General features: G+C 64.3%; 20 protein-coding genes. 12 read left to right on the top strand and 8 right to left on the bottom strand.

Annotated features, from left to right (window positions below; genetic code table 11):
- Nucleotides 1-4: 4 nt before the first annotated feature.
- Both AC1DKY_RS06785 and AC1DKY_RS06780 read right to left on the bottom strand, forming a co-directional pair.
- Nucleotides 5-670 carry an acetyltransferase gene (locus AC1DKY_RS06785; protein ID WP_441604549.1) on the bottom strand — a complete coding sequence of 222 codons (666 nt, stop codon included), beginning with the start codon at nucleotides 668-670 and terminating at the stop codon, nucleotides 5-7.
- Nucleotides 655-1,092 (bottom strand): sugar 3,4-ketoisomerase, encoded by a 438-nt coding sequence (locus AC1DKY_RS06780; protein WP_441604548.1) that lies wholly within the window; start codon nucleotides 1,090-1,092, stop codon nucleotides 655-657. The genes AC1DKY_RS06785 and AC1DKY_RS06780 overlap by 16 nt, the downstream gene beginning before the upstream one ends.
- A 233-nt stretch (nucleotides 1,093-1,325) precedes the next feature.
- Between AC1DKY_RS06780 and AC1DKY_RS06775 the strand changes: the two genes are divergently transcribed.
- The 9 genes from AC1DKY_RS06775 to AC1DKY_RS06735 all read left to right on the top strand — a co-directional run bounded on the left by AC1DKY_RS06775 (nucleotide 1,326) and on the right by AC1DKY_RS06735 (nucleotide 8,523).
- Nucleotides 1,326-1,934, top strand: coding sequence for a cytochrome b (locus tag AC1DKY_RS06775; protein ID WP_441604547.1), 609 nt, complete (start codon nucleotides 1,326-1,328; stop codon nucleotides 1,932-1,934).
- A gap of 52 nt (nucleotides 1,935-1,986) precedes the next feature.
- Entirely contained in the window at nucleotides 1,987-3,321 is a 1,335-nt protein-coding gene (locus AC1DKY_RS06770; protein WP_441604546.1) for a cytochrome C, read from the top strand.
- Nucleotides 3,322-3,385: 64 nt separating this feature from the next.
- Entirely contained in the window at nucleotides 3,386-3,742 is a 357-nt protein-coding gene (locus AC1DKY_RS06765) for a c-type cytochrome (RefSeq protein ID WP_169748748.1), read from the top strand.
- Nucleotides 3,743-4,023: 281 nt separating this feature from the next.
- Nucleotides 4,024-4,671: a TorF family putative porin gene (locus tag AC1DKY_RS06760; RefSeq protein WP_441604545.1), complete on the top strand. Its 648-nt coding sequence runs from the start codon at nucleotides 4,024-4,026 to the stop codon at nucleotides 4,669-4,671.
- A gap of 62 nt (nucleotides 4,672-4,733) precedes the next feature.
- On the top strand, nucleotides 4,734-5,318 hold the full coding sequence (locus AC1DKY_RS06755; protein WP_441604544.1) for a sigma-70 family RNA polymerase sigma factor: 585 nt from the start codon (nucleotides 4,734-4,736) through the stop codon (nucleotides 5,316-5,318).
- Nucleotides 5,315-5,944 carry an anti-sigma factor gene (locus AC1DKY_RS06750; protein ID WP_441604543.1) on the top strand — a complete coding sequence of 210 codons (630 nt, stop codon included), beginning with the start codon at nucleotides 5,315-5,317 and terminating at the stop codon, nucleotides 5,942-5,944. The genes AC1DKY_RS06755 and AC1DKY_RS06750 overlap by 4 nt, the downstream gene beginning before the upstream one ends.
- Nucleotides 5,945-5,954: 10 nt before the next feature.
- Complete coding sequence (locus tag AC1DKY_RS06745) at nucleotides 5,955-7,265, top strand: S8 family serine peptidase (protein WP_441604542.1); 1,311 nt, start codon at nucleotides 5,955-5,957, stop codon at nucleotides 7,263-7,265.
- 67 nt (nucleotides 7,266-7,332) lie between these two features.
- Complete coding sequence (gene folE2, locus AC1DKY_RS06740) at nucleotides 7,333-8,220, top strand: GTP cyclohydrolase FolE2 (RefSeq protein WP_441604646.1); 888 nt, start codon at nucleotides 7,333-7,335, stop codon at nucleotides 8,218-8,220.
- Between the two features lie 96 nt (nucleotides 8,221-8,316).
- Complete coding sequence (locus AC1DKY_RS06735) at nucleotides 8,317-8,523, top strand: dodecin (RefSeq protein WP_441604541.1); 207 nt, start codon at nucleotides 8,317-8,319, stop codon at nucleotides 8,521-8,523.
- 52 nt (nucleotides 8,524-8,575) lie between these two features.
- Here AC1DKY_RS06735 and AC1DKY_RS06730 read toward each other — a convergent pair whose 3' ends face one another.
- On the bottom strand, nucleotides 8,576-8,908 hold the full coding sequence (locus tag AC1DKY_RS06730) for a putative quinol monooxygenase (protein ID WP_441604540.1): 333 nt from the start codon (nucleotides 8,906-8,908) through the stop codon (nucleotides 8,576-8,578).
- Nucleotides 8,909-9,110: 202 nt separating this feature from the next.
- Here AC1DKY_RS06730 and AC1DKY_RS06725 point away from each other — a divergent pair, with 202 nt between their 5' ends.
- Nucleotides 9,111-9,905, top strand: a complete 795-nt coding sequence (locus tag AC1DKY_RS06725; protein WP_441604539.1) for an SDR family NAD(P)-dependent oxidoreductase — start codon at nucleotides 9,111-9,113, stop codon at nucleotides 9,903-9,905.
- Nucleotides 9,906-9,958: 53 nt separating this feature from the next.
- On the opposite strand, the gene AC1DKY_RS06720 is transcribed toward AC1DKY_RS06725, so the two are convergent.
- Entirely contained in the window at nucleotides 9,959-10,873 is a 915-nt protein-coding gene (locus AC1DKY_RS06720; protein WP_477179890.1) for an AraC family transcriptional regulator, read from the bottom strand.
- 111 nt (nucleotides 10,874-10,984) lie between these two features.
- On the opposite strand from AC1DKY_RS06720, the gene AC1DKY_RS06715 reads away from it, so the two are divergent.
- Nucleotides 10,985-11,857, top strand: a complete 873-nt coding sequence (locus tag AC1DKY_RS06715; protein ID WP_441604537.1) for an oxidoreductase — start codon at nucleotides 10,985-10,987, stop codon at nucleotides 11,855-11,857.
- Here the strand turns inward: AC1DKY_RS06715 and AC1DKY_RS06710 are convergent.
- The 3 genes from AC1DKY_RS06710 to AC1DKY_RS06700 all read right to left on the bottom strand — a co-directional run bounded on the left by AC1DKY_RS06710 (nucleotide 11,843) and on the right by AC1DKY_RS06700 (nucleotide 13,566).
- The gene (locus tag AC1DKY_RS06710; RefSeq protein ID WP_441604536.1) at nucleotides 11,843-12,184 is read right to left on the bottom strand and encodes a hypothetical protein; all 342 of its coding nucleotides are present in this window, start codon (nucleotides 12,182-12,184) and stop codon (nucleotides 11,843-11,845) included. The two genes, AC1DKY_RS06715 and AC1DKY_RS06710, sit on opposite strands and share 15 nt — an antisense overlap.
- 9 nt (nucleotides 12,185-12,193) lie before the next feature.
- Nucleotides 12,194-12,385 (bottom strand): hypothetical protein, encoded by a 192-nt coding sequence (locus AC1DKY_RS06705; protein WP_441604535.1) that lies wholly within the window; start codon nucleotides 12,383-12,385, stop codon nucleotides 12,194-12,196.
- 68 nt (nucleotides 12,386-12,453) lie between these two features.
- Entirely contained in the window at nucleotides 12,454-13,566 is a 1,113-nt protein-coding gene (locus AC1DKY_RS06700; RefSeq protein ID WP_441611087.1) for an aminotransferase class V-fold PLP-dependent enzyme, read from the bottom strand.
- Between the two features lie 445 nt (nucleotides 13,567-14,011).
- On the opposite strand from AC1DKY_RS06700, the gene AC1DKY_RS06695 reads away from it, so the two are divergent.
- Nucleotides 14,012-14,167 carry a hypothetical protein gene (locus AC1DKY_RS06695; protein ID WP_441604533.1) on the top strand — a complete coding sequence of 52 codons (156 nt, stop codon included), beginning with the start codon at nucleotides 14,012-14,014 and terminating at the stop codon, nucleotides 14,165-14,167.
- A 186-nt stretch (nucleotides 14,168-14,353) separates the two neighbouring features.
- On the opposite strand, the gene AC1DKY_RS06690 is transcribed toward AC1DKY_RS06695, so the two are convergent.
- Complete coding sequence (locus AC1DKY_RS06690) at nucleotides 14,354-14,593, bottom strand: hypothetical protein (protein ID WP_441604532.1); 240 nt, start codon at nucleotides 14,591-14,593, stop codon at nucleotides 14,354-14,356.
- Nucleotides 14,594-14,852: the final 259 nt, after the last annotated feature.

Below are 14,852 nucleotides of genomic sequence, written 5' to 3'. Positions count from 1 at the left end.
GGCGTCAGAGCCTCACGTCAAAGCTGGATCGGTCCGGCACCGCCTTGGCAGGCGAGCCGACGTAGATGCGCCCTTGCTCGGTGTCCCGATGCACCAGCGCACCGGAACCGATCACGTTGTCCGCGGCCACCTTGATGTGGTCGTTGAAAGTGGTGTTGACCCCGATGAAGCTGCTCTCGCCGATTTCGCAAAAGCCGGAAATCACGGCATGCGAAGCGACGAATACGTGATCGCGCACCACCGTGCGGTGACCCACGTGGTTGCCGCTCCACAAGATGCAGTTGTTGCCGATGCGAACGAATGGCTGGATCACATTGTTCTCGAAGATGAAACTGTTCTCGCCGATCTCTGCATTGCGCCACACGAAGGCGCGCGAACTCACATAGGTGGCGAAGTTGTAGCCGCGTCGCTTGGCGTCTAGGTAGAAGCGCGTACGCAGGCGGTTGAGCTGGCTGGCGGGAATGGCCACGAACGCATCGAACTCCCCCGGCGGGTAATGCGTCTCCAGTTCTTCATAGGGAACCACCGGCCGGTCAGCCAGCGTGGATTGGGTCAGGTATTGCCTTTCGACACTGAAGCCGGCGACTTCGTAGTCACTGTCGTGCTCGAAGTATTCGCAGGCGATCTGCGCCATCTCGCCCGCCCCGATCAGGACTAGGCGCTTTGGCATGCGACCAGTTCCGTGGCAAAGACGACACCGCGCACTTCGCGCAGGAACTCGTCGTAGTCGGTGATGTAGTCGGCGGGGTCATAAAGATGGTCGGCCAGCACCATCAGCACGCAGTCGTCGCTGAAGTCGTATAGCTCGCGCCACACCATGCGGCCAAGCAGCAGGCCCTGCGACGGGTCGTTGAGCACTACCTCGACCGGCCCGGTGCCGTCATCGAGCATGAAGGTGACCGAGCCGCGCACGGCCACGGCAAGCTGGTGCAGATGGCGGTGCGCATGCTTGCCGCGGTGCACATCGTGCTGGGTCGCGAAGATGTAATACACGCGACGAATTTCGAAGGGCACGTTGCGGTCTTGCTCAAGGGCAATGAGCATGCCGCCGTGATCGCCATGTTTCTGCAACTGGACGCGTTCGATTTCCATGTTCTCGGCCGGGGCTCAGGGGCCGTCGACGACGACCCACGCAACTGAGTGCCAGCCCCATCGCGAAAGGTTGCCTCACGCGCGGGCCGTCAGATCCCCGACAACCTTTCCGCGCCTTCCTGGCACATACCCGCACAAAGTGAGTTTCATTCCACGCGCCCCCTGTCCCCAGGTCGTTCCCGGAGGGACGCGTGCGAGGTGGATGCCCCCGATTGAGATGCAGAGGTCTGGACATGGAATGGCAGAAAGACGCGCCGCCAGCAACGCATGCCGACGAGACGCCCAGCGTTGATCCTCGCCTGCAGGAGGACGCGCCGACGCGGCCACGCGCCCTGGTCGTCATGCACTGGCTGACGGTGCTGTTTCTCATCGTTGCCGCCACCCTCATCCTGTGGCGCGACCAGGTGGACGGTCGCAGCCTGCGGCTGTGGCTGCTGGAAGGCCACCGTCATTTCGGCCTGTTCATTCTGTTGCTCTTTGTGGCCCGCGTCGCGTACCGCTTCCGCGTGGGCAAGCTGCCCAGCGAGGGCAATACCTCCGCCCTGCTCCGCCTCGCCGCGGGGTCGACGCATGTGGCGTTGTACGTCTTGCTGCTGGTCCAGCCGCTGTTGGGCTGGGCGCTCAGCAATGCCGAGGACAAGCCGGTGCATTTTCTCGGCCTCACCCTGCCGACGCTGGTGGCCAGCGACGAAGACCTCGCCGACACGCTGACCACCTGGCACCAGGATGTGGCCTGGGTGCTGCTTGCCTTCATCACGCTGCACGCGGGCGCCGCGTTGTGGCACCACTTTGTACTGCGTGACCGAACGCTACGCATGATGTTGCCGAAGCGTCGTCCCTGATGAGCGTCGGAGCCCGCCCCTACCGCCGCACCACCCGAGACAAGGAGCTTTCATGTCGCCCTCTCTGACCCGAATCCTGCACCGGGCCGCGTATGCGCCGTGGATCCTGCTGATTGCATGCCTGATGCTGGCCAGCAACCGCGCCCATGCCGTGCCTGCCTATGCCCGCCAGACCGGCAACGCCTGCGCCGACTGCCACGCCGGCGCCTACGGCCCGGCACTCACGCCCTACGGCATGCGCTTCAAACTCAACGGTTACACCGACACCGACGGCCAGGGCACCAAGATTCCGGTGGCGGCGCAGCTCACCGGCGCGCACAACGTGCCCGCGCGCGGCGACAACACCACCGAGCTCACCGAGGTGGACGTCTATCTCGCCGGCCGCATCAGCGATCACTTGGGCGGCTTCGTCAAGGTGGTGACGGAAAACACCGGCGACGATCACTACAACACCAAGCTGAGCAACCTGGACCTGCGCTTCGTGGCGAAGGATCTGAAGGTCGCCGGCAAGGACACCATCGTCGGCGTGAGCGTCAACAACAGCCCCGGATTCGACGATCCGATTTCCGCACTGCCGTATGCGTCGGGCCTGGGCCCGCCGGCCGTGTCCGGCACCCTGCTCAACCTGTCCAGCGCGAACACGCTTTACAACCGCGTGATCGGCGGCAGCGTGTATGCCCTTTACAACAATGACTGGTACGGCGAAGTCGGCACCTACAACACCATGCCGACCTCGGTGCAGGATCACCTGGGTTTCAACCCGGCCAGCGATCCGGGCCATATCAGCGATACCGGTTATTTCCGCTTCGCTTATATGAAGGACATGAAGCGGCAGTTCTTCTCCGCCGGCGTGGTGGCGCTCACCACCAAGCGCCAGTTGCCTCGCAATGGACCCAGCGACGACATCACCGATCTGGGCTACGACCTCACCTACCAGTTCCTGGGCAATCGCGAGAACATCATCCAGGCGAGCTACGTGAACATCCTGGAACAACGCGACTATGGCAGCACGCCGACCATCAACGGCATCATGGCCAAGCCCAACGGCAACGCACGCGATCAGACACTGAGCGTGACCTACACCTTCAAGCAGAGCTACGCGCTGCAGGTGGCGCATCTGATCAGCACGGGCAGCCAGGACCCGGCGCGTTACCCGCCTTATGGCAAGCCCGACAGCACCGCCAACATGATCACCTTGTACTGGACGCCGTTTGGCAAGGACGACTCGTTCACCTCGCTTGCCAATCTGAAACTCGCCGCCACGTGGTACCGCTTCACGCGCTTCAACGGCGCCAGCGCAAACATTTTCGGTGCACCGCCCGGCGCGCTGATCACCGATGCGAAAGATCTCAACGCCTTCACCTTGAGCGCAAGTGTTGCGTTCTGACACCCCCCCTAGGAGCCTGGACGTGACCAAAGCAAGGCTTGCAAGAGCGGCGCGCTGCGCCTTGATGACCGGTATGTTGTGCTACGGCGCGGGCGCCCTGCCCGCGCTGGCCGGCGACGCCGATGCCGGCAAAGATGTGTTCAAGCAGGAATGCTCCGAATGCCACAGCCCCAGGGAAGGCAAGAACAAGAAAGGACCCAGCCTGTTCGGCATCGTGGGCCGCAACGCCGGCAGCATTTCCGACTACAACTACTCCGATGCGCTGAAGAATGCGAAATGGGTGTGGACCGAGGACAAGCTGCACTGGTACCTGTCACAGCCTGCAAAACAGGCCAATCCCGGCACCAAGATGAAGTATTCGGGCCTCAACGATGCCAAGCAGCTCGACGACCTGATCTCGTATCTGCAATCGAACCATTGAGAACACCGCGCCTGGTGTGTGCACAAACGCCTTCCTCCTACTAACCTTGGACGGCGCCGACGCGGCTCGCTCAAAGGACCGATGTTGCAGGTCGATTTTTTAGCCAGTGATTGCCAGGTACCTCTTCCCGCGGCGGGCCAGCTTCCGCGGCGTGCGGGTGTGGGTGCCTGAAGGTGATACCGCGACGGCTTCATCGTCGCCTTGCGCTCGCGGCTCTGGCCACGGGCGCCGGGCTGCCGTGGCCAGTGGCGCAGGCGCAGACCGCGACCTGGAGCGGCACCGTGGCGCTCAGTTCCCAACTGGTGGATCGCGGCCTCGCGATTACGCCCGACACCGCCATCCTGCAGGCGGCCGGCTCGGTGAGCCTGCCCTCGGGCTGGGTCTTCGGCGCCTCGGCCAGCGGGGAAGTACGCGATCTTTCGCCGCTGGCCGAAGCCTTCGTGCAGGCATCCCATTACTGGCGACTGACACCGGACTGGCAATTCCAGGCCGGGCTCATCTACTACGACTATCCCAGCCGCGGCGGCGGCACCTTCAACCGTGTGGAAGCCAGCACCAACTGGATCTACCGCGACGTGCTCACCTTGGGCGTCTCCGCCATCCAGCCCGTCGGCAGCAGCAGCCACAAGCTGCGCGGCGCCGCCGACGTGGGCTTCCACTGGCCCTTGCCCTGGCAATTCTCGTTTTCCGCGGGGGCCGGCTATGCCCAGGCCCAGGTGCCCTATTACGTGACCTACCCCAACGGCCACAGCAGTTACGGCTATCACGGCGGCGACCGCGTAAACTCTTATGGCTACGGGCATCTTGGCCTGATCTGGAGCCAGGGCCCGTGGCGCGTGGAGGTCGATCGCATGGTGGTCGACCATGCCATGCGGGCGGAAAACTTGGCCGCCTCGCCTTGGGTTGCCACGATTTCGTTCACTTTTTGATCACGCAACCATTTCGGCCTGGGCGGGCACTTACGTGGTAACCCCCATGGGTAGTTCTAGCCATGAAAGACGCCGATATCGACGCTGACGAGACAGACCGCCTGCTGCTTCAACGCATGGTCGCGGGCGACCGCGCCGCGCTGGCGACGCTTTACCGCAGCTATCACGGACGCTTGTGCCGGTTCCTGTCGCGGCTGACGCGGCGGGCCGACCTGATCGAAGAGGTCATCAACGACTGCTTCTGGATCGTCTGGCAGAAGGCCGGCAGCTTCAAGGGCGAGTCGCGGGTGTCCACCTGGATCATCGGCATCGCCTACCGCTGCGGCCTGAAGGCGCTGCGCCAGCGCGGCGACGAACCGGTGGACGACGAAGGCATGCCCGAAGACCGCATGCCCTCCCACGACCCCGGCGAGGACCGCGAACTGCGCGACTGGCTGGGCAAGGGCATGGAGCGGCTGTCGGCCGACCAGCGCGTGGTGGTGGAACTGGTTTATGGCGTGGGCCACACGCTGGATGACGTGGCCACCATCATGCAATGCCCGGTGGGCACGGTGAAGGCGCGCCTGTTCCACGCCCGAGTGAAATTACGAAACGTACTGCCAGCCTTGGCTGGTGACCAGCTCACGCAGAAAGAGAGCGTGCCATGAAGTTGACGAAGGATACTGACAGGGACTGTTCCCGAGCCTGGGAAGCGATGCCGTGGGTGCTGCAGGACAGCGCCCCGCAGGAGCAGAGCGCCTGGCTCACCGAGCACCTTGCGCAATGTGAGGCCTGCCGCGAGGAATTCGCGCAGCAGAGCCAGTTGCGGCTTGCACTTGCGCTACCCACGGACGTACAGCTCGATCCGGAGGTCGGCCTCAAGCGCCTGATGACCCGCATCGACGACCAGGTCCAGGAAACCACGGCGCACGCGCGCAGCGGCACCTGGTTCCAGCGTGCGCTGGTGGCCGCCGTGCTGGTACAGGCGCTGGGCATCGGCGTGCTGGGCGTGAAGCTGTGGTCCGAAGATGCTGCGCAACCGTATCGCACCCTCAGCCAGCCATCGCCGGTGGCCATGCCGGGCGCCATCCACGTGGTGCCGGACGCCAACATGAAGCTGGCCGACTGGGACCACCTGCTGCATTCGCTGCAGCTGCAGGTGGTGGGCGGCCCCAACGATGTGGGGGCGTACACAGTGGTGCCGGAGCATGCGACGGCCACGCAGGACACGCTGCAGCAGTTGCGCGCGATGCGTGGCATCCGGCTTGCCGAACCGGCCACCACGAGTCCGTGAACACGTGCCCATGAAGATCCGCGCCCTGCTGCTACTGCTGGCCATGACGGTGTTGGGCGCGTGCACGGCGGCGCGCCCCTCCTCGTTGCCTGGCGCGACGGTCGGCCCCGGCGCATCCGGCGGCGACCACGTGGCCAGCATGAACAGCTCGCGCGACATCGTGCTGGCGGTGGCCAACCCGCAGGAGCCGCCGCCGACCCACGCGGGCTCCAGCATGCTCGGCTATGCGCCGCCGTCCAATTACGGCAAGGGCCAGCGCGCCATTTCAATGCTCGACAGCATGCGCGAGCACTACGGCTGGCATGAAGTCGCAGGCTGGCCGATCAAGGCGCTGAGCCTCTACTGCATCGTGCTCGAACCGCCCGCAGGCATGAGCCGGGATGACCTGCTCGCCGCCCTGGCCAAGGACGAACGCGTGGCGCTGGCCCAGCCGCTGCAGGATTACACCGTGTATTCCGCGCAGAACACCGACGACGCACACAAGTACAACGATCCGTATGCGGACCTGCAACGCGGCTTCGTCGAGACCGACGCTGCGCTCGCGCACAACAGCAGCCAGGGCGATCACGTGGAGATCGCCATCGTCGACACCGGCATCGACACCTCGCACCCCGACCTGCAAGGACGCATCCACGACGCCAGCAACGAAGTGGATGGCGACGATGCCGCGTTCAAGCGCGACGCGCACGGCACCGAAGTCGCCGGCATCATCGGCGCCATCGGCGACAACCATGTGGGCATCGTGGGCATGGCGCCCAAAGCCATCATCAGCAGCTACAAGGCTTGCTGGTACCCCACCACGGTGGAAGCCGGCGCACGCTGCAACTCGTTCACCCTGGCCAAGGCGCTCGCCGCGATCCTCGATACCGATGCGCGCGTGATCAATCTCAGCCTGGGCGGTCCGTCCGATCCCCTGCTCAACAAGCTGTTGATGCAACTGCTCGAGGAGCGGCGCATCGTGGTGGCCGCGATGCCGCCCAATGGCAGCACCCGGGGGTTTCCCGATAGCGCTCCCGGTGTGCTGGTGGTGCGCGTGAGCGGGCCCACGCCCGCGCCTCCCGAGGTGTTGAGCGCGCCAGGCAGCGACATCCTGACCACTCAACCCGGCGGGGGCTACGATTTCACCTCCGGCTCGTCGATGGCTGCCGCTCATGTGAGCGGCATTGTTGCGTTATTGCTGTCGATATCGCCGAACCTGGATCCAGGCAGCATCCGCGAGCTGCTGCTGAGCAGCAGCAAGCTGGTGGGCGGCATGCGTCAGGTGGATGCTGCCGCCGCCGTCACCGCGCTCAACAAGAACCTCAGTTCCTCGCGGCGTTGACGCCCCCGTTTCCTTCCCTTATCGCGGATCCCCAACCGTGAAGCAGATTGCCGAATCCCCCTCCTGCATGCCCGATGTCGCCGCCCAGCCCTATCTTGGCGGCCCACTCGACTGGGTTGGCATGGCAGGTATCGACGCCCCCGTGCGCATCGGCGCGGGCGACGGAGACATCCAAAGCGTGCATGCGCGACTGGATGCCTTCGTCAACCTGGTGCGCACCGACCGCCGCGGCATCCACATGTCGCGCCTGTACCTGTTGATCGACGAACACCTGGGCGCTGCCGCGCTCAGTCCGTTTGCGCTGGAACGGCTGCTGCGGGCCTTCCTGCAATCGCATCATGAGCTGGCCGATCGCGCGCGCATCCGTTTGCGCTTCGACCAGTTGGCGCCGCGCAAGGCGCTGCGCAGCGATTACTACGGCTGGCGCAGCTACCCGGTCACGCTCGAAGCCACCCTTGGTCACGAGGGCTTCGAGCTGACGCTGGCCACCGACATCACCTACTCATCGACGTGCCCTGCTTCGGCAGCGCTGTCGCGCCAGCTGATCCAGCAGCGTTTTGCGCAGGACTTCCCTGCCCATGAGCCCGTGCAGCACGCCGATGTGTTCGCCTGGCTGGGCAGCGAGCAAGGCATCGTGGCCACGCCCCATGCCCAGCGCAGCGTGGCGCACGTGTCGGCACGGCTCGCCCACGGCGCTCCGCTGGATGTGATCGGCCTGATCGACCAGGTGGAAGCGGCGCTCGGCACGCCCGTGCAGACCGCGGTCAAGCGCGAAGACGAGCAGGCCTTCGCACTCGCCAACGGCGGCAATTTGATGTTTTGCGAGGATGCCGCGCGCCGCATCCAGCGCGTACTGGACGCCGACGATCGTCTCGCCGATTTCCATGTGCGACTGGAGCACCAGGAGAGCCTGCACGCGCACGACGCCGTCGCGTACGCGAGCAAGCGTCGATAAGCAGGGCCATGCATGTCGGGGCGGCAGTGCCGCCCTTCACATCTCGTTGGCGAGCGTGGGTATGCACTGGATGGGACCCCAACGGAGACCATGCGCATGTCCGACCACGTCTACAAGTCCATCGAACTGACCGGCTCCTCCAAGACCAGCTGTGATGACGCCATCCGCACCGCCATCGCGCATGCCTCCAAGACGATCCGCAATATCCGCTGGTTCCACGTGATCGAAACACGCGGGCACGTGGACGAGGGTCAGGTGGCCTATTGGCAGGTGACGCTGAAGGTCGGCTTCACGATCGAATAGCGGGCGCTTCCTGTCTGCATTGGCGACAGGCGCCCTGCCACCGCAGCGTTGATCACGCGGCCATCGCTGGCGCCGCGTGATAGCTGCGCTTGAGATCCAGGAAGTCGATGGTCCGTTCTGCCCGCAGCCACTGCGCCAACTGCGCCTCATACGCCTGCCGATACGGCTTGCCCAGGTGATGCTGCATGAAATGCTCCCGGCTGCACGCCCACACTTCATACAACACGAACGTGTCCGGATCGTCGGGCTGTTGATGCATATAAGTGGTGACGAAATCCGGTTCGCTTGCCATCGCATCAAGCACGCCGAGCAGACCCTGCTCGAGTTCGCGCACATGGGCATGCTTGGCCGGCAGTCGCACGATGAAGGCAATCGTCTCGTTCATGGGGATCACACTCGGACGCGTTGAAGGGGTGATGCATGATCGGACGCGCCCGATGCCAACACGTCCGGGGCCTTCGATGAACATATGCGATTTCATCGAACGGGACGCGGCGTGGACTTGCGCTTGACGTGGCCAGCCTCAACCTGACCCGGACAGGTCAGTTCGACCACACCTTTCCGCCCCTACTTCCGGAGTCAAAAGCATGCATATCGACCTCACCGGCCGCACGGCCATTGTCACGGGTTCCACCGCCGGCATTGGCCTGGCCATCGCCAGCGGCCTTGCCGGCACCGGCGCTCACGTCGTCGTCACGGGCCGCACGCAGGCCCGCGTGGACGAGGCCATCGCCACCATCAAGAGCGCCGTGCCGAACGCCAGGCTCACCGGCGTGGCGGGCGACCTGGGCAGCGCGGAGGGCGCGCGCCAGCTGATCGCACAGGTGCCTGAGGCGGACATCCTGGTCAACAACCTCGGTATCTTCGAGCCCAAGGCGTTCTTCGATATTCCCGATGAAGACTGGACGCGCTTCTTCGAAGTGAATGTGCTCAGCGGCGTGCGCCTCTCGCGCCACTATGCGCAGGGCATGGCCAAGCGTGGCTGGGGCCGCATCCAGTTCATCTCCAGCGAATCGGGCCTGCAGATTCCCGCCGAGATGGTCCACTACGGCACCACCAAGACGGCGCAGCTCGCGGTGTCGCGCGGTCTGGCCGAGTCGCTCGCCGGCACCGGCGTAACCGTCAATGCGATCCTCCCTGGTCCGACGCGCTCCGAAGGCGTGGGCGACTTCTTCGCCAAGATCGCCAGCGACCAAGGCATCACGCAGGATCAGGTGGAGCGCGATTTCATCCAGACCCATCGCCCCTCGTCGCTGATCAAGCGCCTGGCCACGGTGGAGGAAGTCGCCAATCTCTCGGTCTATCTCGCCTCGGAACAGGCCTCGGCCACCAACGGCGCATCGGTGCGCGTGGACGGCGGCGTGGTGCGCTCGATCGCCTGACCGGCAAGCTCGACGGACGCCCGATCATGCGGGCGTCCGTCGGCGCAGCAGCCTCAATGCGATGAAACGAAGTCCGATGCCGCTGGCATCGGGGGCACCGCAAAGTCGTTGCGCATGCGCCGCACTTCGGCCACCGGCGTGCGCCCGAACAGGCGCTTGAACTCCCGGTTGAACTGCGACGCGCTGGCATATCCCACGGCATAGGCGGCTGCTTCCGCCGTCATGTCCCGCCGAGCCATGAGCAGTCGCGCCTGATGCAGTCTCGTGGACTTCAGGTATTGCATCGGCGATGTTGTCCGGGTGACCGACCTGAAATGGCTGTGGAACGTGGGCACGCTCATGCCGGCTTCGCGGGCCAATTGCGCCAGACGAATCGGCTGGGCGTAGGCAAGATGGATGTGGCGCAGCGCCTTTCCTATCCGGCCGAAAGCACCCTGCATTTCCAGGGTCGAGCGCAGCGCCGCACCCTGTGCCCCGCTGAGCACGCGGTAATAGATTTCCCGCACGAGACCGGGCCCAAGAACCGCTGCGTCCAGGGGTTCATTCAATGCCTCAAGAAAGCGCACTACCGATGTCTGCAACGCCCGATCCATCGGGCTGGACATCATGCTGCTGGGCGCATCCTGGACGGCGTGCGAGGGATGCTGGGCGATCTGCAGCATCAGATCGGCGGCGACCTGGAAATCCAGATGCATATAGATGGCTAAAAGCGGACGCTCCGGCGTCCCGTCCGACTCCATCGTAAACGGGACAGGCACGCCAACCGCCAGATAATGCTGCTCGTCGTAGACATAGACCTGGTCGCCAAAATAGCCACGCTTGCATCCCTGGCACACGATCACGATGCCGGGGTCGTACAAGACCGGAGTTCGGTGCAGGGCGCGGTCGGAACGCAGGATTCGCACCCCCGGCAAAGCAGTGAGGTTGTAGCCCTCCTGCGGCGCAAGCTGTCGAGCAAGGCTGCCCATCGATGGGCTTTCGACCGGCACCTCCTGGGGCTTGGATGAGACGCGTCGGCTCATAGGAATGGGCAATACTTCAAGAACATCAGACGTAAAATATCCTCCCGTCATTCACTATTGTGCAAGCACCAAATTCAAACCCGAGGTGCAGTCGCCATGTCGGCAAGCAAAACGTTGTTGATTACCGGAGTCAGCAGTGGCTTCGGCAGGGCCCTGGCCCAGGAGGCCCTGGCCATGGGGCATCGCGTGGTGGGGACCGTACGAAACGAGCAAGCGCGCGAGGAGTTCAAAGCGCTTGCCGGCGGCGATGCCACAGGGCGCCTGCTCGATGTCACTGACTTCGACGCCATCGATGGCGTCGTTGCCGACATCGAGAAGACCGTGGGACCGGTGGACGTGCTGGTCAACAACGCCGGCTATGGCCATGAAGGCATTCTGGAAGAGTCGCCGCTGGCCGATATGCGACGGCAGTTCGATGTGAACGTCTTTGGCGCCGTGGCCATGATGAAGGCCGTGCTGCCCTACATGCGCAGTCGCCGCCGGGGACACATCCTCAACATCACCTCGATGGGCGGCCATATCACGCTGCCCGGCATCTCCTATTACTGCGGCAGCAAGTTTGCCCTCGAAGGCATTTCCGAAGCCGTCGGCAAAGAAGTGAAGCCCCTGGGCATTGCCGTAACAGCCGTGGCCCCCGGCTCGTTTCGCACAGACTGGGCAGGACGCTCGATGGTCCGCACGCCCCGCTCCATTGCCGACTACGACGGGCTGTTCGACCCCATCCGCGAAGCCCGCCAGCAAAAAAGCGGGCGGCAGCTTGGTGATCCCGTCAAAGCAGCACGAGCCATGCTCGAGCTGATTGCCCATGACTCGCCTCCAGCACACCTGTTGCTGGGAAGCGATGCACTCGAGCTGGTGCGACAGAAGTTGTCGTTGCTCGGCGAGGACATCGATCGATGGGAGTCCATCACCCGTTCAACGGACGGCTGACAACGCCGGCCAGTCACCGGGAGCAGCGTCGGCACTGCTCCCCCAAGGTTCACTCCCCGATCGAACATTGCGGCGAGAACCGGCACGGCTATTGAACAAGAAACGCCACGCGTTCTGGCACGCCCCGTAAAGCAACGCAATGGCAGCGGCGTAGATGAGCTTGGGCGAAATGGTGGAGGAACGCAGCAACGCCACGCCTGCCGAGGCAAGCATGAGCGTGGCCAGCATCGGCACGAAGTAGTCGGTGAGTGAGGTCCTGAACGCGTCGGCGCTGCGATAACCGCGCAAATGCTTGACATGCCAGGCGATGCGGGCCGTCGCGATCAACAAAGCGGTTCAGCCGACGAAAACCAGCGAACCTGCGGGAATCAACAGAAGGAGCGCGATCCCAAGCACCGCCAGAAAGTCGAAAAAACTGCGCTTGGCGACCAGCAACATCCACCCGCGGTGCTCGCCGGTGACGGCATGCAGCTTCATGGATAGCGAAACAAACAGCAGCCCGCTCAACGTGGCGGCAACTTCCGCCATGGTCGAGTAAGCCGATTGCCATTCATTCATAGCTTCGGCTCCGTAAAACGGCTCGGTTGCGCCGCAGCCTAATGCGCAGTCAACCATTGTGCGCAGCGTTCGATGTCTCTCGTGTCATGCCACCCATGCAGGGCAATGCGCAGATAGCCCTCGCGTGTGCTGGTGCTGATGCCTTGCGCGTCGGCGGCACGCAGCAAGCGTTCGCAACGTTCCGCCGGAACAGCGAACGACAAGATGGATCCCAACCTGCCTGCGTTGAGGAGTTCATCCAGTCGCTGTGCTTCAGCAACCCACGCTGCGTTTGCCGCCAGAGCGGCCAGCAAGGCGCGCTGCAAGCCAGCGATGTGCGCCTGCAGCCTGACCGCGCCGCCGCTTTCCACCAGCAGGCGAATGGACGACGCCAGCGCCGCACATGACACGATCGACGGGCTGCCTGCTTCCAGGCGCCGACCGTCGGTGGCCCACAGCGCATCGTTCTGCGCCTGCGCGCCGCTCTGCGAAAAATCATCCGGTGCCGAAAGCCAGGTGCCCAGCGGTACGAGCTGTTGACGGAAGCTCCGCTCGGTCCACAGCAACCCCTGCCCCTGCATGCCGAGCAAACCCTTGTGCCCGCCACTGGCAAACGCACTGATGCCCTCGAACGAGGTCGCGACGGTGCCCGCGCCCTGGATGCCATCGACCACCAGATGCACGCCGCGTGCGCGACAACCGCGACCGAGTTTTTCCAGGTCGAGGCGGATGCCATCCTGGTAACGCACCCACGAAACCGCCATCACGCGCGTGCGCGGCGTGATCGCATCCAGCAAACGCTGCTCCGGTTCGATCTGCGCATCGGGCGCGACAGACGGCTGGGCAAGCTGGCCGGCCCACAGCTCCACTTCCGTACACGTCACGCCCTTGCCGGCCAGCGCCAGCCACGGCAGTCGATTGCTCGGGAATTCGCCGGCGGGAATCACGACCTCGTCGCCCGCCTGCCACGCATAACCCAGCGCTACCACTTCCAGCCCGGTGGATGTGCAGGTGACCAGGCTGATGTCCTGCGCGTCGACACCGAGCAAGGTGGCGCCGATCTCGCGCAGCGAACGCTGCACGTCGAGGAAGTCTTCGTTCCAGCGCACGTCCCAGGGCCGCAACTCCGACGCCATCAGCGCGCGCACTGCGTCGGCCGACGCGCGGGGCAAGGGGCCATCCTTGCAGTGCGAAAACCACCGCACGGTCGGCGGCATATCGAACAGGTCGCGGGAAATCAGGGGCGCTATCGGCGGCACAACGCGTATTCCTTGATGCGGTAACGCCTATGGCCGCTCATCAACGATGTGCGCGGCCGCGGCAAACAGATGGCGCACGCTAGCACAAGGATTTGCGCGCCCGGCCTGTCGCTGCGCCAATCGAAAGCACCGACGTTCACACGGTCTGCACGTCTTGCGCGTCCGCTGTACGTGTCCGCAGTCCGCCGTGCTTGTCCGGACACCGTCCGCGGACACTGACGATCCAACGTAGCGATGCGCACAAATGGCTTGGGAATGCGGGATGCCAGCGATGTGCGAGGTTGGCACGGGGCTTGCCATATATCCAGTGAAAGGCCCAGTAAGAGCCACCCGACAACCCCCGTGAAGGAGAACGACCATGAAATTCGAAAACCTGATGCTGCACAGCCTGTTCGCCGCCTGCATGCTGGTCTGCGTGTTGACCCTGGGTGCGATGATCGCCGCCCCGACCTATACCAACGCCGCTGTCGCCAGCGCGGCTCCGGTGGCCACCACGGCACAGCCGGCCGGTTGAGTCACTCGCTTGCGCACCGCGTCGCTTGCCGTCGCACGCTCGAACGATCCCATCAGCGAGATCCGCACCGACAGCTAGCCCCGGGGATATCCCGGGGCTCGACCAGCGCCAGCACCCGCACCTGAAGGCCGCACCCGATGCCTGCACGCGCGGCATCGCCCATCCGTCGCTGCATCGTCGAGGGCTTCAGCCCGCGGCGGAGGCCTGCCGGCTGAGTTCGGTCAGTCCGTGACGTTCCATCGCGGCGTAGACCTGCTCCCACCACCATCGGCTATCCCCGCGATCGATCGATGATGACGGCACCTGGACCAGCTGCTCGAATGCTGCCCACAAGTCCTCTTCCGGCGCATCGCGCCTTGCCAATCCGTTGAGTTCCTCATCCAGCGCGGCAAACATCGTTGCCCATTGCTCTTTGGAGTAACGCACGATCTTGGGCCCTCGGTCGAAAGTGGCTACGGTTGCACCGGTCCCTTTCTCGTCCATTTCGCAGCGCTCGCGGCGAGCCTTGCGACTGGCAACGACGAGCCACCCGCTTGACGTCCACTTCACTCGCAAAAGTGGACTCTTTTTCGGCGTGTCGTGCGACCGGCGCTGTGACGCAACGCTGGGATCCCCAGCCAATCACCTGCCCGGCATTGGCGGCTCCCCGCGCCCGGTTCGGATGCCACGCCAGCCACAGGGGTCA

It is taken from the genome of Dyella sp. 01N448 (assembly GCF_056399225.1).
This window is presented reverse-complemented; position numbering and strand designations above follow the sequence as displayed.